This is a genomic window from Gammaproteobacteria bacterium, assembly GCA_017999615.1.
In the GTDB taxonomy this organism is placed as follows: Bacteria; Pseudomonadota; Gammaproteobacteria; order JAABTG01; family JAABTG01; genus JAGNLM01.
The window spans coordinates 66,298-89,107 of the sequence record JAGNLM010000004.1 but is presented as its reverse complement, the minus strand read 5'-3'; the positions used below and the strand labels follow the sequence as shown (position 1 = coordinate 89,107).

16 protein-coding genes are annotated in these 22,810 nt (G+C 71.0%); 9 read left to right on the top strand and 7 right to left on the bottom strand.

What is annotated here, in order from left to right:
• Positions 1-35 precede the first annotated feature (35 nt).
• Positions 36-1,874 (bottom strand): dihydroxy-acid dehydratase, encoded by a 1,839-nt coding sequence (gene ilvD / locus KA217_05830; GenBank protein MBP7711970.1) that lies wholly within the window; start codon positions 1,872-1,874, stop codon positions 36-38.
• 130 nt (positions 1,875-2,004) lie between these two features.
• Entirely contained in the window at positions 2,005-3,159 is a 1,155-nt protein-coding gene (locus tag KA217_05825) for an iron-containing alcohol dehydrogenase (GenBank protein ID MBP7711969.1), read from the bottom strand.
• 253 nt (positions 3,160-3,412) lie between these two features.
• On the opposite strand from KA217_05825, the gene carB reads away from it, so the two are divergent.
• Positions 3,413-6,613, top strand: a complete 3,201-nt coding sequence (carB, locus tag KA217_05820; protein MBP7711968.1) for a carbamoyl-phosphate synthase large subunit — start codon at positions 3,413-3,415, stop codon at positions 6,611-6,613.
• Positions 6,610-7,836 (top strand): D-alanyl-D-alanine carboxypeptidase, encoded by a 1,227-nt coding sequence (locus KA217_05815; protein ID MBP7711967.1) that lies wholly within the window; start codon positions 6,610-6,612, stop codon positions 7,834-7,836. The genes carB and KA217_05815 overlap by 4 nt, the downstream gene beginning before the upstream one ends.
• A gap of 45 nt (positions 7,837-7,881) precedes the next feature.
• Here KA217_05815 and KA217_05810 read toward each other — a convergent pair whose 3' ends face one another.
• Positions 7,882-8,796 (bottom strand): recombination-associated protein RdgC, encoded by a 915-nt coding sequence (locus KA217_05810; GenBank protein MBP7711966.1) that lies wholly within the window; start codon positions 8,794-8,796, stop codon positions 7,882-7,884.
• A 108-nt stretch (positions 8,797-8,904) separates the two neighbouring features.
• Complete coding sequence (locus KA217_05805; protein ID MBP7711965.1) at positions 8,905-9,162, bottom strand: zinc ribbon domain-containing protein; 258 nt, start codon at positions 9,160-9,162, stop codon at positions 8,905-8,907.
• A gap of 123 nt (positions 9,163-9,285) precedes the next feature.
• Between KA217_05805 and KA217_05800 the strand changes: the two genes are divergently transcribed.
• The gene (locus tag KA217_05800; GenBank protein MBP7711964.1) at positions 9,286-9,894 is read left to right on the top strand and encodes a SagB/ThcOx family dehydrogenase; all 609 of its coding nucleotides are present in this window, start codon (positions 9,286-9,288) and stop codon (positions 9,892-9,894) included.
• A gap of 38 nt (positions 9,895-9,932) precedes the next feature.
• On the opposite strand, the gene KA217_05795 is transcribed toward KA217_05800, so the two are convergent.
• On the bottom strand, positions 9,933-10,892 hold the full coding sequence (locus tag KA217_05795; protein ID MBP7711963.1) for a S1 RNA-binding domain-containing protein: 960 nt from the start codon (positions 10,890-10,892) through the stop codon (positions 9,933-9,935).
• Positions 10,893-11,054: 162 nt separating this feature from the next.
• Here KA217_05795 and KA217_05790 point away from each other — a divergent pair, with 162 nt between their 5' ends.
• Both KA217_05790 and KA217_05785 read left to right on the top strand, forming a co-directional pair.
• A complete protein-coding gene (locus KA217_05790; protein MBP7711962.1) occupies positions 11,055-11,261 on the top strand; it encodes a YdcH family protein in 207 nt (68 codons plus the stop codon).
• A 10-nt stretch (positions 11,262-11,271) separates the two neighbouring features.
• Positions 11,272-12,249 (top strand): ankyrin repeat domain-containing protein, encoded by a 978-nt coding sequence (locus KA217_05785; GenBank protein MBP7711961.1) that lies wholly within the window; start codon positions 11,272-11,274, stop codon positions 12,247-12,249.
• A gap of 9 nt (positions 12,250-12,258) precedes the next feature.
• Here the strand turns inward: KA217_05785 and KA217_05780 are convergent, their stop codons facing one another.
• On the bottom strand, positions 12,259-13,485 hold the full coding sequence (locus KA217_05780) for a calcium/sodium antiporter (GenBank protein ID MBP7711960.1): 1,227 nt from the start codon (positions 13,483-13,485) through the stop codon (positions 12,259-12,261).
• A gap of 40 nt (positions 13,486-13,525) precedes the next feature.
• On the opposite strand from KA217_05780, the gene KA217_05775 reads away from it, so the two are divergent.
• Both KA217_05775 and KA217_05770 read left to right on the top strand, forming a co-directional pair.
• Positions 13,526-15,250, top strand: coding sequence for an outer membrane protein assembly factor (locus tag KA217_05775; protein ID MBP7711959.1), 1,725 nt, complete (start codon positions 13,526-13,528; stop codon positions 15,248-15,250).
• On the top strand, positions 15,247-18,024 hold the full coding sequence (locus KA217_05770; protein MBP7711958.1) for a translocation/assembly module TamB domain-containing protein: 2,778 nt from the start codon (positions 15,247-15,249) through the stop codon (positions 18,022-18,024). The genes KA217_05775 and KA217_05770 overlap by 4 nt, the downstream gene beginning before the upstream one ends.
• An 881-nt stretch (positions 18,025-18,905) precedes the next feature.
• Here the strand turns inward: KA217_05770 and KA217_05765 are convergent.
• Positions 18,906-20,243, bottom strand: coding sequence for a sigma 54-interacting transcriptional regulator (locus KA217_05765; GenBank protein MBP7711957.1), 1,338 nt, complete (start codon positions 20,241-20,243; stop codon positions 18,906-18,908).
• Between the two features lie 350 nt (positions 20,244-20,593).
• On the opposite strand from KA217_05765, the gene KA217_05760 reads away from it, so the two are divergent.
• Together KA217_05760 and KA217_05755 are read left to right on the top strand one after the other, a co-directional pair.
• Positions 20,594-22,051, top strand: a complete 1,458-nt coding sequence (locus KA217_05760) for a cytochrome c family protein (protein MBP7711956.1) — start codon at positions 20,594-20,596, stop codon at positions 22,049-22,051.
• Between the two features lie 164 nt (positions 22,052-22,215).
• Positions 22,216-22,806, top strand: a complete 591-nt coding sequence (locus tag KA217_05755) for a c-type cytochrome (GenBank protein MBP7711955.1) — start codon at positions 22,216-22,218, stop codon at positions 22,804-22,806.
• The last annotated feature ends 4 nt before the right edge of the window (positions 22,807-22,810 follow it).

Sequence of the window (22,810 nt, the reverse complement as noted above, 5' to 3'; positions counted from 1 at the left end):
GCCGGGCGCGCAGCAGGCCGGACCGCGGGCGGTCATCACGGGAGTTGGCGGGCTGCGCCCTTGTCGGCGGAGAGGGCCATCGTGGCGTAGACCTTGAGGGCGTTGGAGACCTCGCGCTGGCGGCTGCGCGGCTGCCAGCCGGCGGCCTCGCGCCGGGCGCGCCGCGCGGCCAGGGTCGCCTCGTCCACGAGGAGCTCGATGGAGCGGTTGGGAATGGAGATCTCGATGAGGTCCCCGTCCTCCACCAGCCCGATGGTGCCGCCGGACGCCGCCTCGGGGGAGACGTGGCCGATGGACAGCCCGCTCGACCCGCCCGAGAACCGTCCGTCGGTGACCAGGGCGCAGGACGGGCCGAGGCCCCGCCCTTTCAGGAAGGCGGTGGGGTAGAGCATCTCCTGCATCCCCGGCCCGCCTTTCGGACCCTCGTAACGCACCACGACGACGTCCCCCGGTGCGATGCGCCCGGAGAGGATCGCCTCCACGGCCTCTTCCTGAGATTCGGTGACTCGCGCCGGACCCCGGAACGTCCCGAGGTGCGCGGGCACGCCGGCGGTCTTCACGATGCAACCGTCGACGGCCAGGTTGCCCTTGAGGATGGCCAGGCCGCCGTCGGCGGAGTAGGGCGTCTCGACCGAGCGGATGCAGCCGTTCGCGTCGTCGAGGTCGAGCGACGCCCAGCGGTTGCTGGAGGAGAAGGCCTCGGTCGTGCGTACGCCACCCGGGGCGGCGTGGAAGAGCTCCACCGCCTCAGGGTTGGGGGAGGCGGCGCGCACGTCCCAGGCGGCCAGCCAGTCCCGCAGGCTGGCGGAGTGCACCGCGTGCACGCCGCGGTCGAGCAGGCCGGCGCGGTCCAGCTCTCCCATGATGGCGGGGATCCCGCCCGCGCGGTGCACGTCCTCCATGTGGTAGTGGGAGCTTGGCGCGACCTTGCAGATGCAGGGCGTGACCCGGCTCAGCGCGTCGATGTGGTCCTGGTTGAAGTCGGCGCCGGCCTCGCGGGCGGCGGCGAGCAGGTGCAGCACCGTGTTGGTGGACCCGCCCATGGCGATGTCCACGCGCATTGCGTTCTCGAAGGCCGCCCGACTCGCGATGGAGAGCGGCAGCACCGAGCGGTCCTCCTCGTCGTACCAGCGTCGGCAGAGCTCGACCACGAGCCGGCCCGCCTCGAGGAAGAGGCCCTTGCGCGCGGCCGAGGTCGCCAGCGTCGTGCCGTTGCCGGGAAGCGCGAGGCCGATGACCTCGAGCAGGCAGTTCATGGAGTTCGCCGTGAACATGCCCGCGCAGGAGCCGCACGTGGGGCACGCCGAGCGCTCGATCGCGGTCAACGTCGCTTCGCTCACTCCCGGGTCGACCGCGGCCGTCATGGCGTCGATGAGGTCCAGGCCCGCCGTCGCCACACCCTTCTCGTCGACCACCGCCCGGCCGGCCTCCATCGCGCCGCCGCTCACGAACACCGTGGGGATGTTCAGGCGCAGGGTGGCGAGCAGCATTCCGGGGGTGATCTTGTCGCAGTTGCTGATGCACACCAGGGCGTCGGCCTGGTGGGCGTTCACCATGTACTCCACGGAGTCGGCGATGAGCTCCCGGCTCGGTAGCGAGTACAGCATGCCGCCGTGACCCATGGCGATGCCGTCGTCGATGGCGATGGTGTGGAATTCGCGCGCGACCCCCCCCGCCTCGGCGATTGCCCCCGCGACCAGTTTCCCCAGGTCCCGCAGGTGCACGTGTCCCGGCACGAACTCCGTGAACGAGTTCGCGATGGCGACGATGGGCTTGCCGAAATCGGAATCGGTGAGCCCCGTGGCGCGCCACAGGGAGCGGGCACCGGCCATGTTGCGGCCGTGGGTCGTGGTTCGGGAGCGTAGCGCCGGCATGGGAGACCTCACTGGAGCGATGGAAGGGCGGTCGGGGCTAAGCTTAATCCGCGCCCCGGCCTGACCGGAAGATTGGCGCCGCCGAGCCGGGCGCGCCCATCCGCCCGGAGCGGGCGCGGGGTCGCGGACCTCAGAGCGCGAGCTCCAGGACCCTGCGGCAATCCTCGAGGCCGACGTCCCCGTGCTCGCCGAGGGCGGTCATCCCGTGGCGCTCCAGTTGCTGGAGGATGGGCGGGATGGCCTCGGCGCCGATGCCGTAGGCGGAGAGCCGGGTCGCCGCCCCCAGGGACTCGAAGAACTCGCGCGTGCGCGCGATGACCGCGTCCACGCGGGCCTCCTCGTCCCCGTCCCGCAGGCCCCAGACCCGCTCGGCGTACTGCAGCAGCTTCGCCCGCTTGGCGGCCCGGCGGACCTGCAGCATCGCCGGCAGGAGCACCGCGAGCGTCTGGGCGTGGTCGAGGCCGTGCAGCGCGGTGAGCTCGTGCCCCAGCATGTGGGTCGCCCAGTCCTCCGGGACGCCGGTGCCGATGAGGCCGTTCAGGGCCAGGGTAGCGGCCCACATCACGTTGGCGCGAACCGCGTAGTCCTCGGGCTCGGCGAGCGCCCGCGGACCCTCCTCGACGAGCGTCAGGAGCAGCCCTTCGGCGAAGCGGTCCTGGACCCGCGCGTCCACGGGGTAGGTCAGGTACTGCTCGGCCACGTGCACGAAGGCGTCGATGACGCCGTTCGCGACCTGACGGGGGGGCAGGGTGTAGGTCAGGGTCGGGTCCAGCACCGAGAACCGGGGGAACACGCGGTCGCTGGCGAACGCCAGCTTGTCGCGGGTGGCCGCGCGGCTCACGACCGAGAAGCGGTTCATCTCCGAGCCGGTGGCGGGCAGGGTGAGCACGGTGCCGAGGGGCACCGTGGCGCTGACCCTCGCGCGCGAGGCCAGGATGTCCCAGGGCTCGCCCCGGAAGGGGATGGCCGCGGCGATGAATTTCGTGCCGTCGATGACCGAGCCCCCGCCGACCGCGAGGAGGAAGTCCACGTGCTCGCGGCGCGCCAGATCCACCGCCCGCATCAGGGTCTCGTAGGTGGGGTTGGGCTCGATCCCCCCGAATTCGAGGACCTCGAAGCCGCGGAGCGCCTCGTGGACCCGGGCGAGGGTCCCGGTCTTCACCACGCTGCCCCCGCCGTAGGTGACGAGCACGCGCGAGCCCGCCGGGATGTACGACCCGATCGCGGCGATCTGGCCCTGGCCGAAGAGGATCCGGGTCGGATTGTAGAAGACGAAGTTTTCCATGGGGCTTGCTCCTGTATCGTTCGTGCCCGCAAGCCCGGGCGCGCCCCTCCTCGGGTGCGGAAGTCCGCGGGGGAGGGAGGCCGGGGCGGCCGTGCGCGGCGGCTGGGCACGGCCCGGGCGCGTGCCGCATGATAGCCGTGAAACGGCCGGGCGTGCGTTTCCCTCTTGACGCCCTTCGGGCGACCCACTATGAACGTGGCGTCCTCGGCCCCGGCTCGAGCCCCACGCCGCCCCCTTCGGAGAGAATTCCCCCATGCCCAGACGCGACGACGTCAAGAAGGTCCTGATCATCGGCTCCGGTCCCATCGTGATCGGGCAGGCCTGCGAGTTCGACTACTCCGGAACCCAGGCGTGCAAGGCCCTGCGCAAGCTCGGCTACTCGATCGTGCTGGTGAACTCGAACCCGGCCACGATCATGACCGACCCCAGCATGGCGGACCGGACCTACATCGAGCCGCTGAACGTCGAGACCCTGGAGCAGATCATCGCGGCCGAGCGCCCCGACGCGCTCCTCCCGAACCTCGGCGGGCAGACCGGTCTCAACCTGTCCTCGGAGCTTGCCCGGCGCGGGGTGCTCGACCGCTACGGGGTGCGCGTGATCGGGGTGAACCTCGAGGCGATCAAGCGCGGGGAAGACCGCGAGACCTTCAAGGAGACCATGACGCGGCTCGGAGTCGACATGCCGCGCAGCGAGATCGCCACGAGCCTCGAGGAGGCCTGGGCGGTGCTGGATCGCATCGGGCTCCCGGTGGTGATCCGCCCGGCCTACACGATGGGGGGTACGGGGGGCGGGTTCGCTTACAACCGCGAGGAGTTCGAGACCATCGTCACCCGGGGGCTCTCGGCGAGCCTGGTGCACCAGGTCCTGGTCGAGGAGTCGGTGCTCGGGTGGGAGGAGCTCGAGCTCGAGGTGGTGCGCGACGCGAAGGGGAAGAAGATCACGGTCTGCTTCATCGAGAACGTGGACGCCATGGGGGTGCACACGGGGGACTCCTTCTGCACCGCCCCGATGCTGACCATCTCCCGCGAGGTCCAGGACCGGCTGCAGAAGTACGCCTACGACATCGTCGACGCGATCGAGGTCATCGGCGGGACCAACGTGCAGTTCGCCCACGACCCGAAGACCGGGCGCATCGTGGTCATCGAGATCAATCCCCGCACCTCGCGCTCGTCCGCCCTGGCCTCCAAGGCCACGGGGTTCCCCATCGCCCTCGTGTCGGCGATGCTCGCGAGCGGCGTGACCCTGGACGAGATCCCCTACTGGCGCGACGGGACGCTGGACCAGTACACCCCGTCCGGCGACTACGTCGTCGTGAAGTTCGCCCGCTGGGCCTTCGAGAAATTCAAAGGGGTCCAGGATCGGCTGGGCACGCAGATGCGGGCCGTGGGTGAGGCCATGAGCATCGGCAAGACGTACAAGGAGGCCTTCCAGAAGGCCATCCGCTCGCTCGAGATCGGGCGCTACGGGCTGGGGTTTGCCAAGGACTTCCACGAGCGCTCCCTCGACTCGCTGATGGAGCTCCTGGTGGAGCCCTCTAGCGAGCGGCATTTCGTGCTCTACGAGGCCCTGCGCAAGGGGGCCGACGTGCAGGCGCTGTTCGAGCGCACCCACATCAAGCCCTGGTTCCTGCAGCAGATGAAGGAGCTGGTGGAGCTCGAGGAGGAGGTCCTCGCGTACGCCGGCCGGCTGCCGCCGGACGAGCTCCTGGTCCGGGCCAAGCGCGACGGGTTCGCGGACCGCTATCTCGCCCAGATCCTGCACGTCTCCGAGGAGAGCGTGCGCGCGCGGCGCACCGCGCTCGGGGTGGTCGAGGCCTGGGACGCCGTGCCGGTGAGCGGCGTCGACGGGGCGGCGTACTACTACTCGACCTACAACGGGCAGGACCGGGTGCCGGTCAGCTCGGCGCGCAAGATCATGGTGCTCGGCGGCGGGCCGAACCGCATCGGGCAGGGGATCGAGTTCGACTATTGCTGCGTGCACGCGGCGTTCGCCCTGCGCGAGCTCGGCTACGAGTCGATCATGGTCAACTGCAACCCGGAGACGGTGTCCACCGACTACGACACCTCCGACAAGCTCTACTTCGAGCCCCTCACGGTCGAGGACGTGCTCGCCATCTACGAGAAGGAGAAGCCCGAGGGGGTCGTGGTCCAGTTCGGTGGCCAGACGCCGCTCAACCTGGCGGCGCAGCTCGCGGCCGCGGGCGTGAAGATCATCGGCACGAGCCCCGAGACCATCGACGAGGCCGAGGACCGGGAGCGCTTCAAGGCCCTGATGGAGCGCTTGGGCATCCCCCAGCCCCGCTCGGGCATGGCCCACGATCTCTCCGAGGCGCTGACGGTCGCGAGCGCCATCGGCTATCCGCTCATCGTGCGCCCGTCCTACGTGCTCGGCGGGCGGGCCATGGAGGTGGTGCACGACGAGTCCATGCTGCGGGAGTACATGGCGAAGGCGGTGGACGTCTCGCCTGAGCGCCCCATCCTGATCGACGAATTCCTGCGCAGCGCCATCGAGACCGAGGCGGACGCCATCGCGGATGGCACGGACGCCTTCGTGCCGGCCGTGATGGAGCACATCGAGCTCGCGGGGGTCCACTCGGGCGACTCGGCCTGCGTGATCCCGCCCGTCTCGATCCCGCGCAAGCACGTGGAGACCATCGAGGAGTACACGCGGCGGATCGCGGTGGAGATGGGCGTCGTGGGCCTGATGAACATCCAGTACGCGATCATGGACGACACCGTGTACATCCTCGAGGCCAACCCGCGGGCGAGCCGCACCGTGCCGCTGGTGAGCAAGGTGTGCAACATCGCCATGGCGCAGCTCGCGACCCGCGCGATGCTGGGGGCGAGGCTCGGCGAGCTCGGGGTGCGGAGCAGGCCCATCCCCCATTTCGGCGTCAAGGAGGCCGTGTTCCCCTTCAACATGTTTCCCGAGGTCGACCCCCTGCTCGGTCCGGAGATGCGCTCCACCGGCGAGGTGCTCGGGATGGCCGAGAGCTACGGTCTCGCCTACTTCAAGGCGCAGGAGGCGGCCAACGCGCCGCTGCCGCTCGAGGGTACCGTCCTCATCACGGTGGCGGAGCGCGACCGGGCGGGGCTCGCCGAGGTGGCCCGGGGGTTCGCGGCGAACGGGTTCTCCATCCTGGCGACGGAGGGCACGGCCCGGTTCCTCGCCGAGCGGGGGATCGAGGCGGGCGCCATCCTGAAGATGCACCAGGGCCGCCCGAACATCGGGGACGCCATCAAGAACGGCGAGATCCAGCTGGTGGTGAACACGCCCGCGGGGCGCCAGAGCGTCTCCGACGACTCCTACATCCGCAAGGCGGCCATCAAGTACAAGGTCCCCTACATCACCACCGTGGCGGCCGCTCTCGCCGCGGTGCGCGGGATCGCGGCGGCCCGCCAGGGGCGCGGGGGGGTGAAGAGCCTGCAGGACTACCACGCCAATCTGGCATGAGGGCAGGCCTCCGCATCCTCTTCGGGTTCCTCCTCGGCTGCGCGCTGCCCGCGGCCTCGCCCGGGGCGGCGGAGCCGGGCGCCCTCGCGCAGGTTCTCGGCCTGCGCGAGGCGAGCCTGCTCGTGGAGGAGGCGGGTGTCGCCGTCATCGCCCGGCAGGCGGACCAGCCGCGGGTGCCCGCCTCGACGATGAAGCTCCTCACGGCGCTAGCGGCGATCGAGCGCTGGGGCCTGGAGCACCGGTTCGAGACGGACCTCTACCGGGGCGACGATGGGCGCCTCTGGGTGCGGGGCTCCGGCGACCCCTTCCTGGTCTCGGAGGATCTGGAGCGGCTGGCCCGCGAGGTGAAGGCCCGGGGTCTGGACCGCGTCGCCGGGATCGGCACGGACAGCACGCGCTACGCGGCTGGCCTCGACATCCCGGGCCGCTCCGCGAGCGACAACCCCTACGACGCACCCCTCTCGGCGCTCGCGGTGAACTTCAACACGCTGCACGTCCTGCGCACCCGGGCCGGGGTGCAGAGCGCCGAGGAGCAGACGCCCCTGACGGCGCTCGCGGTGGAGCTCGGCCGTTCACTGCCGCCGGGGAAGCACCGCGTCAACCTGCGGGACGGGGAGGCGGCGGCGCGCTACTTCGCGGAGCTCCTCGCGGCGAAGCTGCGCGCCGAGGGCGTGGTGGTGGGCGAGGACCACCGGGACGGGGTCCTGCCGCGGGGCGCGCGGCACCTTCACCGGTATCGCAGCGCCCGCGACCTGGGCGCCCTGATTGCCTCGATGCTGGAGTACTCGAACAACTTCGTCGCGAACGGGTTGTTCCTGGCACTCGGGGACCGGGGCGACGGGCGGCCCCTCACCCTCGAGGCGGCGCAAGCAGCCTTCGCCGCGTGGGCGGACCGCCGGTTCGGCTGGCGTGGCTACCGGGTGGAGGAGGGGGCCGGACTCTCCCGTGGCAACCGGCTCAGCGCGCGCCAGTTGGTCGACGTGCTGCGGCTCCTCGCACCCTATCGGGACCTGCTGCCCGCTCAGGACGAGCGGATCCGGGCGAAGAGCGGCACCCTGCGCGGGATCAGCTGTTACGCCGGCTACGTGCAGCGGGGCGGGCGCTGGGAGCCCTTCGCGCTCCTCATCAACCAGCCGGTGGCCTACGACCTGCGCCGCCAGGTCGCGGATTCCCTCGCGCGCACGCCCGACCTCGCGCGCGTCTGCCGGGGGGGGGCCCGCTGAGCCCGTCCTGCCGAGGCGCCGACCCCGCCTGCGCGGGGTGGGTCGTCAGCCCTCGCGCGGGGCCTCGCCGCCGAACGCATGGACCAGGCGCGGCAGAAAGCGGGCGAGTTCCAGGCTCATCACCGCGAAGTCGGCGTCGAAGCGCTCGGCCGCGCTCTGGGCGTCCACCTCGCGCGCCGCCTCCTGCACGATGTCCAGGAATTTCAGGCGCTTGACCGTCAGTCGCTGGTCGAGGACGAAACTCAGCCGGTCCTCGAAGGTGAGCGCGAGCTGGGTGACCACCTTACCCGCGTCCAGGTGCGTGCGGATCTCCTCCGAGCCCAGGTCCTGACGCCGGGCCCGGACGGTCCCCCGGTCCTCCCCGGGGTCCAGCAGGTCGCACTCGTCCTCGACGTGGAAGTCGAGAGGGATCTCCCCCGAGGTCAGCCAGCCGGTCATCACGGCGTGGGGCGCGCTCGCAACCGCCAGGGGGATCACCGGCAGGGTCTCCAGCGTCTCCCGCAGGAAGGTGATCATCTCCTCCGCCTTGCGCGGGCTCGCGGCGTCGACCGCGAGCCAGCCCGCGCCGGGGTCGACCCAGGCGTGGCTCACGCGGCTGCGGGTGAAGGCGCGGGGGAGCATCTCGAAGATGACGTCGTCCTTGATCTCGGCGCGCCGGCGCCCGCGCACGGGTCGCCCCTCACGCTGCTCGATCTCCCGCACCCGGGCGGACACCGCGTCCCGCACCGCGGCGGCGGGCATGACCTTCTCCTCCGTGCGGGCGCAGAACGCGAGGTATCCCCCCGCGGCGTGCACGCCCGGCGGGCGGTCCTCCCCGAGGGGGGAGACCCACCCGGTGAACTGCGCCTCGAGCTCCGTGGTCGGACGGAACGCGCGGGCGGCGAGGCGGGCGTCGAGCTCCTCCGGGGTCCAGGCAAAGGGCTGGAGGAAACGGTACAGGGAAAGGTTCTTGAACCACATGAGGCGGCGTCCTTGCGAGAAGGGAAGGAGAACGGCCGGGTGGGTTCCCGGCCGCCTTTCGGACGGGCAAGCTCAGCCTTTGGATGGACCCGCTCGGCGGTCCGTCGGTCAGTTCAGACCGCAGAATCCACCGGCACAGCACGAGCCGGTCGGGCAGGAGGGCTCCGGTGCGGTGCTCCGTCCCCCCCCGGTGAGCACGTGACCGCCGGTCGCGAGGCGCTTCACGGGGGCGTCGAGCGGTGTGTCGCCAGGGTCCGTCCCCGTGCGTGCGCAAAGGTCGCCCCAGTTGGCGACCTCCTCGCTCATCCGATGGTTGACCTCGACCACACGTCCGTTAGAGTCGCACCGGTAATCGTAGGTGGGCATCGCGAAGACCTCGAGGCTGGTGAATAAGGATTGTCTAATCTTATCGGACAAGGGGCCGGCGGGTGAAGACGTCTGGAGGAGGGTGATAGCATGCGTGGAAAACTGCGAGTGGGAGTGCTGCTGATGAGCGTTGCGGGCGTGGTTTCCGGTGGTCCGGCCGACGGAGTGGTGCTCCCCTCTCCGCGCACCGACGGGGGCATGGCGCTCATGGAGGCGCTGCGTACACGCCACTCCACCCGGGAGTTCAGCACCCGGGTGCTTCCGCCCCAGGTGTTGTCCGACCTGCTCTGGGCGGCGGCCGGAGTGAGTCGGCCCGAGTCGGGCAAGCGGACCGCGCCCTCGGCGCGGGACTGGCGGGAGATCGACGTCTACGTCGCGCTGGCGGACGGCGCCTACCGCTTCGACCCGGTGGCCCACGCCCTGCAGCGGGTGGTGGCGCGGGACATTCGTGCGGTCACGGGGACGCAGGACTTCGTGCCGCAGGTCCCGGTGAATCTCGTCTACGTGGCGAACCTGGACCGCATGGCCGGGGCGGCGGCCGAGCAGCAGTCGTTCTACGCCGCGACCGACGCGGGGTTCATCGCGCAGAACGTGTACCTCTACTGCGCCTCGGCGGGGCTGGCGACGGTCGTGCGGGGGTCGGTCGACCGTCAGGCGGTCGCGGCCGCGCTGGGGCTCGGGCCGAGGCAGCAGGTCATCCTGGCGCAGTCCGTGGGGTACCCGCGCGACTGACCCCGGGGCAGGGCCGCGGCGCCCGGGGGCTGCGCCGGTCACTTCCGGGCGCGGTTGAGGGTCTCGCGCAGCAGCTCGCCGAAGGAGCCGATGCCTTCGCTCGGCCTCTTGCGCTCGGTGGCCCGCGCCAGGGCCTCGGCGTCGACGGGCTCCCTGCCGGGCGCGGGGGTGAGGGCACGGATCGAGAGGGCGATGCGTTCGGGGCGCTTGGGGTTGCCGGTCTTTTCGATGCGCAGCACGGACACGTCCACGGTCTGGCCCGCGCTGAGGACGTCCTGGGGGTGGGCGACCCGGCCGTGGGCGAGCTCGCTCACGTGCACCATCCCTTCGATGCCGCCCAGGTCGACGAAGGCCCCGTAGTCCTTGATGGAGGTCACCGTGCCCCGCAGCACGGCCCCGACCTCGAGCCGCGCCCGCATCTCCTCCACGCGCGCCCGCTGCTCCTCCTCGAGCAGGACCCGGCGCGACACCACCACGTTGCTGTGCTTGCCGCCCTGATACCGGGTGATCCGGAAGGTGAGCCGCTGTCCGACGAAGGACTGGAGGTCCTCCACGAAGCGGTTGTCCAGCTGGGAGGCAGGGCAGAAGGCGCGCTGCCCGGCGACCTGCACCTCGACGCCGCCGCGGGTGATGCCGGTGACGACCCCCTCCACCGGCAGCTGACTGTGGAAAGCCTGCTGGAGCTCCGCGCTGTCGTGGAAGCGATGCCCCGTGCCGCGTCCCAGCAGGAGGGTGCCGCTCTGGTCGTCGCGGCTCAGCACGACCGCCTCGACCGGATCCCCGACCCCCACCGTCAGGTGGCCTTCGGGGTCGGTCAGGTCCGCGACGTCGATCGTGCCCTCGGACTTGGCACCCAGGTCCACGAAGGCGCGCTCGGCGCCGATGGACAGGATCCGGCCCCGGACGCGGTCGCCCGCCTGGGGAACGGCCTTCGCCGGTCCCACCTGCGCACGCTCGAACTGTCCCAGAAGGGACGCGAAATCTTCCTGGTCGGTCATGGCCAAGAAGTGTACCCGAGCGCACTGTCCGAGTGAACGCGGGGGGCTGGCGGCCGGCCCGCGTTCAACGATAATGTGCGAAGAGGGTCCAAAGGCAGGGCCACGGCGGCCGAGGGCCAGGACCCCACGTTCGGGCGTTACAGGAGGCTCGGGGAGCTCGCGATGTCCGGGAACGAGGTGGGTGCCATCGGCCAGCGCCTTCTGGACCTGCGTGCGCAGCACCGTGAGGTCCACGAGCTCATCGAGAAGCTGCTCGAGGGGCCGTCCGTCGACCAGGTCACGCTCCGGCGATTGAAGAAGCGCAAGCTCCAGTTGAAGGACATGATCAGCCGCATGGAGAGCGACCTGATCCCCGACCTCGACGCCTGACGCCCCGCCGATGACCCGCCCCCGCCTCCTCGCCCTGATCGCCCTGTCCCTCGCGGTCCCCTTGGCCGGGGCCGAGGCGCCGGAGCTGGGGAAACCGCTGCGCGAGGCGGGCCGCGTGGTGCAGGGCTGGTTGCCCTTCTTCACCCCGGCCGAGCCGGTCGAGGCGCCTGCTGCGGGCGGGTTGTCCGCGGCGGTGGAGCGGGGGGACGAGCTCGAGGCGACGCGCCTGCTGGCTGAAGGGGCCGACCCCAACGCCGTGTCGCCGGGGCAGGACCCGGCGCTCGTCGCGGCGGTGCTCCGGCGCAATCTCGGTCTCGCGCAACGCTTGCTGGAGCGCGGTGCGGACCCCAACCGGCCCTCCGCCGAGGGGGACCCGCCGCTGCACCTCGCGGTGCGCGCGGCGGACCTGTCGATGGTGGGGCTGCTGCTCCGGTCCGGTGCCGAGGTGAACGCGCCGACGGCCCGCGAGGACCGCAGCCACCCGGAGCGCCTGGGCGACCGGCCGTTGCACGAGGCCGCCGCGCTCGGGGACACGATGCTCGTCGTGCGGCTCGCCGAGGCGGGGGCCGACGTGAACGCCGGCAACCGCTCCGGGCTCACCCCCCTGCACCACGCGGCGGGCGCGGGCCGTGTGGCGGTGGTGAAGCTGTTGCTGGAGCTCGGAGCGGCGATCGACCAGCCGAGCCGGATCGGCGCGACCCCGCTGCACTGGGCCGTGCGCTACGGCCAGGTGGCTACCGCGCGGGTGCTTGCCGAGCGGGGCGCCGCGGTGAGCGCGGCGAGCCGGCTCGGCACCACTCCGCTCCACGGCGCGGTCGCGCGCCGCCAGGCGGAGTTGGTCGAACTGCTCCTGCGCTACGGCGCCGACACCGGTGCGGTTGGCGCCAACGCCGAGACCCCCCTCGATCAGGCCCAGCGCCTGGGCGATGGCTCGGTGCTGCGATTGCTGGAGTCCGCCGCGAAGGCGGCGCGGCGCTCCGCTCCCTGACGCCCCTTTTCAGGACCCGGAGGACTCGCCCCGCGCGCGCCAGTGCCGCCAGGTGAGCACGGCCAGGGTCACCACGACCAGGGGCAGAACGAAAGCGCCCATGACCAGGCTGTACGTACTGAGGGCGTAGTGGCGGGTGGCCGAGAGGACGAGGTAAACGGTGTAGGCGACGTACCCTGAGAGGAAGAACAGTCCCTCCCAGCGGGAAATCCGGTATCCCATGAAGAAGACCGGAAGACAGGCGACCGCGACCGCGGTCATCACCGGCAGGTCGAAGGCCAGCAGGGACGGGGCGACGGTGAGGCTCCTGGGGGCGGTGAGCGACGAGACCCCGAGCACGGCCAGGATGTTGAAGAGGTTGCTGCCGACGGCGTTGCCGACGGCGATGTCCCGTTCCCCGCGCACGGCGGCCAGGACCGAGGTCGCCACCTCGGGCAGCGAGGTGCCGGCGGCCACGATGGTGAGCCCGATGACGAGCTCGCTCACCCCGAGATGGCGCGCGAACGCGACCGAGGCATCCACCAGCCAGCGGGCGCCGAGCACCAGCAGGGCGAGGCCGGCCACGATCAGGAGCACCTGCATCGCCCAGTGCGCGCCCCACCCGCCGGGCTCCTCGCCCACGATGTCTTGCGCGTACTCGGCGCGCACGGCCGCCGTCTCGCGCCGGCTCTGGCGGATCACGAACACCGTGTAGAAGACCAGCAGGAAGGAGAACACCGCCCCTTCCGTCCTGCCGATGGCACCGTCGGCGGCGAACCCCCACAGGAGCAGAGACGCCGCGATCAGGATCGGGACCTCCTGGCGCACCACCTGCTGGTGGACCACCAGGGGCACGATGAGCGCCGAAAGCCCGAGGATCGCCAGGATGTTGAAGATGTTGCTGCCCACCACGTTGCCGATGGCGATGTCCACCTGCCCGGACCAGGCCGACTGCACGGAGACCGCGAGCTCGGGCGCGCTGGTGCCGAAGGCCACCACCGTGAGCCCTACCACGAGCGGTGAGATGCCGATGGAGAGCGCGAGCCGGGACGCGCCGCGCACGAGCAGCTCAGCACCCAGGACGAGGGCGCCCAGACCCAACGCGAAGAAAAGTAGAGTCACCGTGTCTGCCTCCGTGTGCGGGCCGCGCCGGCGCGCGGGCCGGCGCAGTCTGGCCGGAGAGGGACCGGTCCGCAAGCCCGCCCGTGCGCCCTTCGGGACGCAGTCGGACTCGCCTGGAGGCCTCCCATCCGGCATCCTGTAGGCCGTCACGAAACGAGGGGCGGGAGACACCGCAGTGCCGTCGCAACCGCTGTGTCGAACGCTCGCCTGCCTGGTCCTGCTCCTCGCGTGCCCGGTCCGGGGGGGCGAGCTGGAGGTCGAGGTCGAGGGCTTGCCGGCCGAGCAGCGGCGCAACGTGCTCGCGTTCCTGTCGATCGACCGGGAGCGCGAGAACCCGAGCCTGCAGGAAGGGCGGTTGCGCCGTCTCCACGAGCGCGCACCCGAGGAGATCCGTCGGGCGCTCACGCCCTTCGGCCTGTTTCGTGTCGACGTCCAGGGTGAGTTGAGCGAAGCGGACGGGGCCTGGGTCGCCCGCTATCGCGTGGATCCGGGGGAGGTCATTCCGGTCGGCTCGGTCGACCTCCAGGTCTCGGGGGAGGGCGCCTCCGAGGTGAGCTTCCCGACCGTGGGTCTCGCCGCCGGCCAGCCTTACTCCCAGTCCGCCTACGACGCCGCCAAGAGCGGCCTGCGGCGGGTCGCCCAGGACCGGGGCTATCTGGATGCCCACTACACGCGCAGCGAGATCCTGGTCGGCCTGGATCCCTACCGCGCCGACGTCACCCTGCACCTCGAGACCGGCCCGCGCTATTACTTCGGGGACGTGCACCTCGAGCAGGAGGGCTTCGACCCGGAGTTCCTGCACCGCTTCGTCGACTTCCGGCCGGGCGACCCGTATGCCTTCGGCAGCCTGATCGGCCTGCAGCGGGCGCTGCTCGACACCGAGTACTTCCGCGAGGTCGAGGTGGCTCCGCAGCTCGAGCGGGTGGAAGGGCAGCGCGTCCCGATCGACGTCACGCTCGAGCGCAACAAGCCCAACCGGTACCGTTTCGGGGTCGGGTACGGGACCGACACGGGGCCCCGCGTCAGCGCGGACTGGACCCGGCGCTACATCGGCGAGCGGGGCCACAGTGCCCACACGCTCCTCTCCCTGTCCCCGGTGCTGCAGCGGGCGGAGGCGAGCTACAAAATCCCCCTCGCGGAGCCGAGGCGCGAGTTCCTCTCGTTCGACTCGGTCGTCGAACGCTACGACACGGTGAGCCGCGAGGGTCTCGACGTGGGGGTCGGCGTCAGCCATCACCTCTTCTGGGGGCACTGGCAGCGCATCCTCGGTGTCTCGTACGACTTCGAGGTGCCCGAGGGAGGGGGCGAGGAGAATTTCTACAGCCTCGTGCCCAGCGCGACCTGGGTGTGGAAGGTGGCCGACGACCCGCTCTACACGCGTCGCGGCACGCGCGTGGACCTGACCGTCCAGGGGGCCTCCGAGTACGTCCTCTCCAGCGGCAGCTTCCTGCAGGGGAAGGTCCGGGCCAAGGCCGTGCGCTCGCCCTCGGACCGCGTGCGGGTGATCGCCCGGGCGGAGGTCGGAGGGACCCTCGCCGGGAGCGTCGAGGACATCCCGCCCTCGCGGCGCTTCTACGCGGGCGGTGACAACAGCGTGCGGGGCTACAAGTTCGAGAAGCTCTCGCCCCGGGACGGGGACGGGGACCGCAGGGGCGGCAAGGGTCTGCTCACCGCCAGCGTCGAGCTCGAGCGGGTGGTCGCCGAGAAGTGGGCCGTCGCGGGTTTCTACGACACCGGCAACGCCTTCGACTCCTTCCGGGACGTGGAGCTGGAGCAGGGCGTGGGAGTCGGTGTGCGCTGGCTGTCCCCGGTGGGAATGGTCCGGTTCGACGTGGCCAGGCCGATCGCCGGGGGGGAGGGTGGCGTCCAGTTCTACATCTCGGTCGGACCGGACCTGTGAGAACCCTTGCCGGGCTCTGGGGCATCCTCCGCTGGCTCGCGAGGACCCTCGGCTGGGTCTGGCACGGGACGCTCGCGCTCGTGCTCCTGGTCGTGCTCGCCCTGGGGATCATCCTGGGGACCGAGGCGGGGCTGCGGATCGCCCTTCAGGTGGGCACCCGCCTGGCCCCCGGCGAGTTGACCGTCGATTCGGTGAGCGGGCGGCTCCTGGGGCCCCTGGAGATCCGTGGGCTCGTCTATCGCGACCCGTTGATTTCCCTGGACTTGGGCCGCGTCGCCCTGGATTGGCGGCCGATCGAGCTCCTGGCCGCCCGTCTGCGGGTCGTCGCGCTGGAGCTCGAGGGTGTCCGGGTCGTCCCCGGTGCCCCTGCCGCCGAACCGCCGCCGGAGCGGTCGGAGCCCCTGGACCTGGCGGGGCTGAGGCTTCCGCTCGAGGTGATCCTGGAGCGGATCGAGGTGCGCGACGCGCGCCTGGAGCAGCCTGGGGTGCCGCCTCTCGACCACGCCCTGCTGCAGGCCAGGGTGGATGCGAGGGGCGGGAGCGTGGAGGTCCGCACGCTGACCCTGACCTCGGGCGAGGCGAACGTCGAGGCCCGGGGCAGGGTCGGCGAGGCGCTGGACCTCGCATGGTCGTTCCGGGCGCCGGATCTCGGGCAGTTGCTTCCCGAGGCCAGGGGCTCGTTGTCCGGGGAGGGGCAGGTCTCCGGGACCCTCACCAGCCCCCAGGTGCGTGGGCGGCTGAACGGGAAGAGCGTCTCGTTCCAGGACCACGGCCTCGAACGCCTCGCGGCCGACCTCGAAGTGACCCTGGCCCCGGAGGGGCTCTTCCAGGTGGACCTCCAGGCGGCGGGGCTCAAGGCTGGGGGCAAAGCCGCCGGGGACCTGAAGGTCGAGGGGCGGGGGTCGGGGCGCGAGCACCGGCTGACGCTGGACCTGACCGGTGGGGAGCTCGGCGTGGCCGCTTCCGTGGCCCTCGCCGGGCGGCTGCAGGGCGAGAACGCGTGGGTGGGAAGGCTCGAGCGGGCCCGGCTCGACGCAGGGCCCTGGGGGGAGTGGCGCCTGCAGGGCCCAGCGGAGCTCTTCGTCGGGCCGGAGGTGCGGGCGAAGCCCCTGTGTTTCGCAAGCGGTGCCGCGCGGGTCTGTGCCTCGGGCGAACGGGTGGCCAACGGTTCGTGGAAGGGTGGACTGTCTCTGGCTTCGGTCCCCCTTGCCCTCGCGGGGCCTTTCCTGCCCCCCGACGTTCGGCTCTCCGGGGCCGTCGATGCCGAGGCGAGCGCCTCGGGGGCGGCGTCGGGCGAGCTCAAGGCGGAGGCCCGAGTCGCCCTGCCGGGGGCGTCCGTGACCCTCCCCGGGAGCGAGGCGCTGTCGTCCCTCGATCTCTCCCGGAGCACCGTCCTGGCGCGTGTGGACCGCTCGGGGGTGCTCGCGGAGGCCAAGTTGTTCCTGGGTGACCTGGCGAGCGCCGACGGGCGCATCCAGCTCCCGCGCTGGTCGCCGGCAGTCTCGGACCTGTCCCGCCAGGCCCTGACGGGCCGGCTGCAGGCACGGGTGCCGGACCTGGCCTGGGTGCGTGCCTTCGCCCCGGACCTCGGGGCGGTCGAGGGACGGTTGGCGCTGGACGCGAGTGTTGCGGGAACGGTCGGGTCGCCCCGGCTGAGCGTCCAGGGGGGGCTCGAGGGCGGCCGGTTGGAGGTCCCCATGGCCGGTCTCGACGTCCGTGATCTTCGCCTGGGGGTGCGCAGCCAGGGCGCCGACCGGCTCGTCTACGACGGGGGCGCCCGCTCGGGGGACGGTGAGCTCGAGGTCTCGGGGTCGACCCGAATCGACCCCGCGCGCGGCTTCCCCACCGAGGTGCGGGTGACCGGCCGCGACTTTTCGGTTGTGCGGGTGCCGGAGTACCGGGCATCGGTGTCGCCGGACCTGCTCCTGCGCCTGAGTGCAGGCGAGGCCGCGGTCGAGGGGCGGGTGCTCGTCCCCTCGGCACGGATCAAACCCCGGTCGCTTCCGGAGGGCACGGTCTCTCCGTCTCCCGACCTGGTGATGAAAGGGGAGGAGCGGCGCCAGCAGGGTCAGGGACTTCCCCTGACCGTGCGCGTGGACGTGCGCTTCGGGGACCAGGTGCTGGTCGACGCCTTCGGCCTGCGCGGCCGCCTCTCGGGTCACCTCGGCGTTGCCCAGAAACCCGGAAAGGACCCCCGGGGGACGGGCCGCGTGGGGGTCGTGGACGGGGTGTATACGGGGCTCGGGCGGGACCTGACCATCGAGCGGGGCTGGCTGGTCTACGCGAGCAGCCCCCTGGACAACCCCGGCCTCGACATCCAGGCCGTCTCGAAAGGGCCAGAGGTGACTGCCGGGGTCAGGGTGACCGGCCTCGCACAGGAGCCACACCTCGAGTTCTTCTCCACCCCGCCGCGACCCCAGTCGGACGTGATAGGGTACCTGGTGCTCGGGCGCCCGCTCGACTCGTCCGCCTCGGACCAGGACCGTCAGGCGGTGAAAGGTGCGGCGGCGATGGCGGGGGGGCGTCTTCTCGCGGGCGAGCTCGGCCGGCAGCTGGGCATCGACCGTCTGAGCGTCGAGGACGGCGGCGCCGCCGGCCCTTCGCTCGCGGTGGGTCAGTACCTGAGCCCCCGGCTCTTCGTGGAGTACCTGAGCAGTCTGCGCTCCTCGGTCAACCGGCTGCGGCTGCGCTACGATCTGACCCGCCGCCTGCAATTGCAGACCGAGACGGGCGACGCCCAGGGCGCCGATCTTTTCTACACCATCGAGCGGTAGCCCGGGACGCGATCGTGTTCAACGCGATCGCGCGAGAACGTGTATAAGTTATAGGAGTGGTGGGTTGGGTGAGCGAAAGGTCGGACCCGTGGCCAACATAACGAAAAGGAAACGCCGGGGGATCCGAATGGAGTCGGCCCTGGCGATCGGCGGCTCGCGGCTGTCCCCCGTGCCGGGGCCGGAGGCCTTTCCCCCGGACGAGGACCCGCCCGGGGAACTGCCCCAGGCGGATGCATTGCGGCCGGGCACGCCGAAACGTCCGCCCTTGCTCTCTCCCGCCCCGAAACCCGCCCCGGCAGCTCTGCCCAAGCGGGCAGGAGGAAAGAAGGAGGCTCCTCAGCCCCCGCGGCCCAGTCCGGTGCGCCGTCGGGTGGCCGAAGGGAGGGTGACCGAGGCGCCCGCGCCCGCCGCACCCCAGCGCGTCGCTCCCGCTCCGGCGAGACCTGCTCCGCCGAAGCCCGCTCCGGCGAAGCCCTCCCCTTCGGCCAGACGGGTGCGCCGGCAGCGCCAGGTGGTCATCGCGGCGGTGGCGGGTTTCCTCGCCGGCCTTCTCGTCTACCGTGCGTTCGCGCCCCACGAGGCGCCCGCGCCCGAGCGGCCCGCGCCCGCCCAGCGTGCGCCGGAATGGCCACCAGCCTCACAGTTTTCCCCGGCGCCCGAGAGCTCCTGGCCGCCGTTCGCCGGTGGCACCGCCCCGGACTCGGGCTACCGCCCGCCTGCGTACCCCCCCGGGCCCTCGTACCCAGCCGAGGACTACCGGCCCTGGGGGCGGACGGACGGCCGCAGCGACCGCCCGCGGGAGACTTCCCCCGCGAGCTCCGGCGGCTACGCTCCCGCGACCAGCCCCTACGCGCCGTACGTCCCGGCGCGCTGAGGGGGGGTCAGCGTTCCAGACCCAGGCGGCGCATGCGCCGCCACAGGGTGCTGCGGTCAATCCCCAAAATCTGCGCGGCCTCGGCGCGGTTGCCGCCGGTTCGCTCCAGCGCTTCGAGCAATTCCTGGCACTGATGGTCGCCGCCCGGGGGCAGGGAGTCGGTCCGTGGCGCCTGCGGGACCTGTTCCCGTTGGAAACGGCAGAGGTCCTGGGGCAGGCTCGCGAGGGTGACCAGGCCGTTCTCCGCGCAGATGACGCTGTGCTCGACCGCGTTGGCGAGCTCGCGGACGTTGCCCGGCCAGGGATAGTCCATCAGCAGCTTCATGGCCTCGCGGCCGAAGGTTACGCCCGACGGGTAGCCGCGCGCGGTCAACTTCGAGTGGAAGTGCCTCACCAGCATGGGGATGTCGCCGGGGCGCTCCCGCAACGGAGGCACGTAGATCGGGATGACGGCCAGACGGTAATAGAGGTCGGGCCGGAAGGCCCCCGTGTCGACCGCCGCCCGCAGGTTTCGGTTCGAGGCGCTGATGACACGTACGTCGACGGAGACGCTGCGGTCGGAGCCCACGGGCTCGAAGCGCCCGTCCTGCAGGGCGCCGAGCAACTTGGGCTGCAGGTGCAGGGGGATCTCGGCGACCTCGTCCAGGAAGAGCGTGCCGCCGTTGGCCACCTGGAAGCGCCCGGGGCGGTCGCGAATCGCCCCCGTGAAGGCCCCCTTCACGTGGCCGAAGAGCTCGGACTCGATCAGGCTGTCCGGGATGGCTGCGCAGTTCAACTCGACGAGGGGGCCCTCCTTGCGCCTGCTGATCTGGTGCAGGTAGCGCGCGAGCTCGCTCTTTCCGGTTCCCGACTCCCCCTGGAAGAGCACGAAGGCGTCGGTCGGGGCGATCTGTTGCAGCCGGGCGACGATCTGCAGCATCTCGGGGTCCGCCGTGACCAGACCGAACCCGGACTTGCCCTGGAAGATGGCCTCCCACTGGCGATGCTCGGTGCGGTCGCAGACGATCAGCACCACCACGTCCCGGCCGCTCACGGGCAGGTGCACGAGGCCCCGGTGAAATTCGTAGTAGCGCGTGCCGTCCGGCCCCTGGAACTCCTCCCGAAAGGTCTGCAGGCGCGTTTCCGGGAAGCTGGAGGACGCCTCCTTGCACGCGGCGAGGACCGGCAACGGAAGCACGGCGGCGAGGTCCCCCAGGGCCTGCAGGCGAGTCTCGGCGGGCACGCGCAGGAGCGTGCGGGCGGTGTCGTTCAGGTAGAGAAGGCGCCCGTCCTTCTCCGCAATCAGCACGCCGCTCTCGGTCTGGGCGGCGAGCAGGTCCAGCACAGGCTCGATGTCTTCCAGCACGCCGCCTCCCCTCGAAGTACCCGACCGTTTCCTTTCGCGCCGCGCAACACCGCAACATCATGCAACGGCAGGGCCCCCGGGACCCGCGAGACGCGTCCCTGGCAAGGCGTCCGCAGGACACACACGAAAAAGGGGCCCCGGTCGTCCCCGATGCTCGGCATTGCCTTAGGATAACTCCGCGCGTTGCGCAACTCGCAACGTGCCGCGTCACGTGTTGTACAGCGGATCAAGGAGTTACGCTATGGCATGTCGATTGCTGCAAATACAAGCGCAAAACATGCCATACCGGCCCCCCGGACTGACCACCAGCACCCGGGCGGAGCACAAAACCAAGCCATGAGGAGAATGCCATGAGAGGACGCGGCCTGGCTGCCGTGGCGGCTTTCGTCGTAGGTATCCCCGCACTTGCCCTTGCGGATGCAGCAGCGCCCCAGGCGGGTGCCACTGCCGAACAACCCTTCCCGCCCTCGTACATCACGGTCGAAGGCGGTAAGGCTGCGAAGGTCGATGACTGGCAGGACCCGTCGATGTGCGTGGGTTGCCACCCGCGCCAGGCGGCGGGCTGGCAGGGCTCGATGCACTCCATCGCGTTCACGGACCCCGTGTTCCAGAATCTCTGGGCCCTCGGTGACAAGGCGACCAAGGGTGCGACGTTCAACCACTGCGGCGCCTGCCACACGGGACCGGGCATCGCGAGCGGAACCGTGAAGTTCGACCCGAACAAGCCGGTACACGGCGAGTTCACGGCGCCCGGGGTGGCGGCCAAGGGCGTCTCCTGTGACCTCTGCCACACCATCTCGGCCTCCAACGTGCTGAAGACGGCCACCCTGGAGCACGGCAACGCGTCCTTCGTGATGTCGCCGGGGCCCGTGAAGCGCGGCCCGCTGCAGGACTCCAAGTCGCCGTTCCACGAGACGGCCCACTCCGAGCTCCACACGAAGGCGGCCTTCTGCGGCAACTGCCACAACATCTTCCACCCGACCAATCACTTCCCGGTCGAGCGGACCTACGACGAGTGGAAGTACTCCATCTACGCCCAGAACGGCATCCAGTGCCAGGACTGCCACATGACGCCGGTGAAGACGGCGATCAAGGTGGCGGACACCCTGAAGCCCGCCAAGGAGGTGGGTGAGAAGGAGTTGGGCGGCGCGGCCGGCATGGGTGGCCCGACCGACCGCTCCCTGGTCCACGAGCACGGCTTCGTCGGTGGCAACGCAATCATCGCGCCCCTGATGAAGGTCCAGGGCGGTGAGGAGCACAAGGCGATCGCCGTCGAGCGCCTGCAGAACGCCGCCGAGCTCGAGGTCAAGGTGGAGCAGTTGAAGGACAACCTGCACCTGCTCAAGGTGAAGGTCATCAACGCCCGTGCCGGGCACCACCTCCCCACCAGCCTGACCGAGGTCCGGCAGATCTGGGTCGAGGCGGTCGTCACCGACAACAAGGGCCGGGAGCTGATGCGCTCGGGCACCCTCACCGCCGAGAACGAGCTGCCCGCCGACGCGGTGGCGTTCAATTCGCACGCCGTGGACAAGGACGGCAAAGACACCGTGCTGCCCTGGGAGGTTGCCCGGTTCGTCGACAGCCCGACCATTCCGCCGAGAGGCTACAAGTACGCCAAGTACCCGTTCAACGTGCCCGCCGACGCTGGCAACCTCAAGGTCGTGGCGAAGCTGCACTACCGCTCGTACCCGCAGGGCGTGGCGGACATCATCCTGGGCAAGGGGGCGGTGAAGATCCCCTCCTTCGAGATGGAGAGCGTGACGAAGGAGTTCTCCGTCACCAAGGGTAAGGTCGCCGCCGCGAAGTGACGGTGGGGCTGGGAAGGTCAGACAAGGGGGTATCACTGATTTCAATCAGTCGACCCGCGCCCCCGAGGGGGCGCGGGGGCGACAATTCAGCTGGTACCCCCTTGGGGCGTACGCGTAGGGGTGATTCCCCCTCATCATTTGTGCCAAGCCACGGGAGGCTCGAGATGTACAACAAGAAACTAGGTGCGGTGCTGGCTGCCGGCATGTTGGCCGCAAGCGCCTCCGCAGGTGCCAACGGACCCACCGCGGCGGCGGTCGTCGGAAACACCTGCGCGGGTTGCCACGGGACCCTGGGCGCGAGCGTCGGCCCCGCCCCGATCATCGGCGGGCTGTCGGAGGCGTACCTGGCCTCCACGATGGCCGCGTACAAGGACGGGACCCGCTTCGGGACGGTGATGGAGCGTCTCGGCAGGGGCTACACCCCGGGCGAGATCCTGGATATGTCCAAGTTCCTCGCGGCCCAGCCGTGGGTCTCGGGCAAGATCCCGGTCGACGCGAAGGCGGCTGAGAAGGGCAAGACCATTCACAGCGCCAACGGCTGCGCGGGCTGCCACGGGCCGACCGGCATCTCCCCGATGCCGAGCGCCCCCCGCATGGCCGGCCAGTACGCCGACTACCTGTATTTCCAGATGCTGGACTACAAGGATGCCAAGAAGGCCATCCCGGGCGCCGCGATGATCATGCGCAACATGTTGACCCCGGTCAGCGACGACGACGTGAAGGCGCTCGCCGCGTTCTACGCCAGCGCGAAGTGAGGAG

What these genes read in the sequence shown, in the direction of transcription:
- ilvD (MBP7711970.1), bottom strand. Translation starts at nt 1,874, where the DNA reads ATGCCGGCGCTACGCTCCCGAACCACGACCCACGGCCGCAACATGGCC.
- KA217_05825 (MBP7711969.1), bottom strand. Translation starts at nt 3,159, where the DNA reads ATGGAAAACTTCGTCTTCTACAATCCGACCCGGATCCTCTTCGGCCAG.
- carB (MBP7711968.1), top strand. Translation starts at nt 3,413, where the DNA reads ATGCCCAGACGCGACGACGTCAAGAAGGTCCTGATCATCGGCTCCGGT.
- KA217_05815 (MBP7711967.1), top strand. Translation starts at nt 6,610, where the DNA reads ATGAGGGCAGGCCTCCGCATCCTCTTCGGGTTCCTCCTCGGCTGCGCG.
- KA217_05810 (MBP7711966.1), bottom strand. Translation starts at nt 8,796, where the DNA reads ATGTGGTTCAAGAACCTTTCCCTGTACCGTTTCCTCCAGCCCTTTGCC.
- KA217_05805 (MBP7711965.1), bottom strand. Translation starts at nt 9,162, where the DNA reads ATGCCCACCTACGATTACCGGTGCGACTCTAACGGACGTGTGGTCGAG.
- KA217_05800 (MBP7711964.1), top strand. Translation starts at nt 9,286, where the DNA reads ATGAGCGTTGCGGGCGTGGTTTCCGGTGGTCCGGCCGACGGAGTGGTG.
- KA217_05795 (MBP7711963.1), bottom strand. Translation starts at nt 10,892, where the DNA reads ATGACCGACCAGGAAGATTTCGCGTCCCTTCTGGGACAGTTCGAGCGT.
- KA217_05790 (MBP7711962.1), top strand. Translation starts at nt 11,055, where the DNA reads ATGTCCGGGAACGAGGTGGGTGCCATCGGCCAGCGCCTTCTGGACCTG.
- KA217_05785 (MBP7711961.1), top strand. Translation starts at nt 11,272, where the DNA reads ATGACCCGCCCCCGCCTCCTCGCCCTGATCGCCCTGTCCCTCGCGGTC.
- KA217_05780 (MBP7711960.1), bottom strand. Translation starts at nt 13,485, where the DNA reads ATGCCGGATGGGAGGCCTCCAGGCGAGTCCGACTGCGTCCCGAAGGGC.
- KA217_05760 (MBP7711956.1), top strand. Translation starts at nt 20,594, where the DNA reads ATGAGAGGACGCGGCCTGGCTGCCGTGGCGGCTTTCGTCGTAGGTATC.
- KA217_05755 (MBP7711955.1), top strand. Translation starts at nt 22,216, where the DNA reads ATGTACAACAAGAAACTAGGTGCGGTGCTGGCTGCCGGCATGTTGGCC.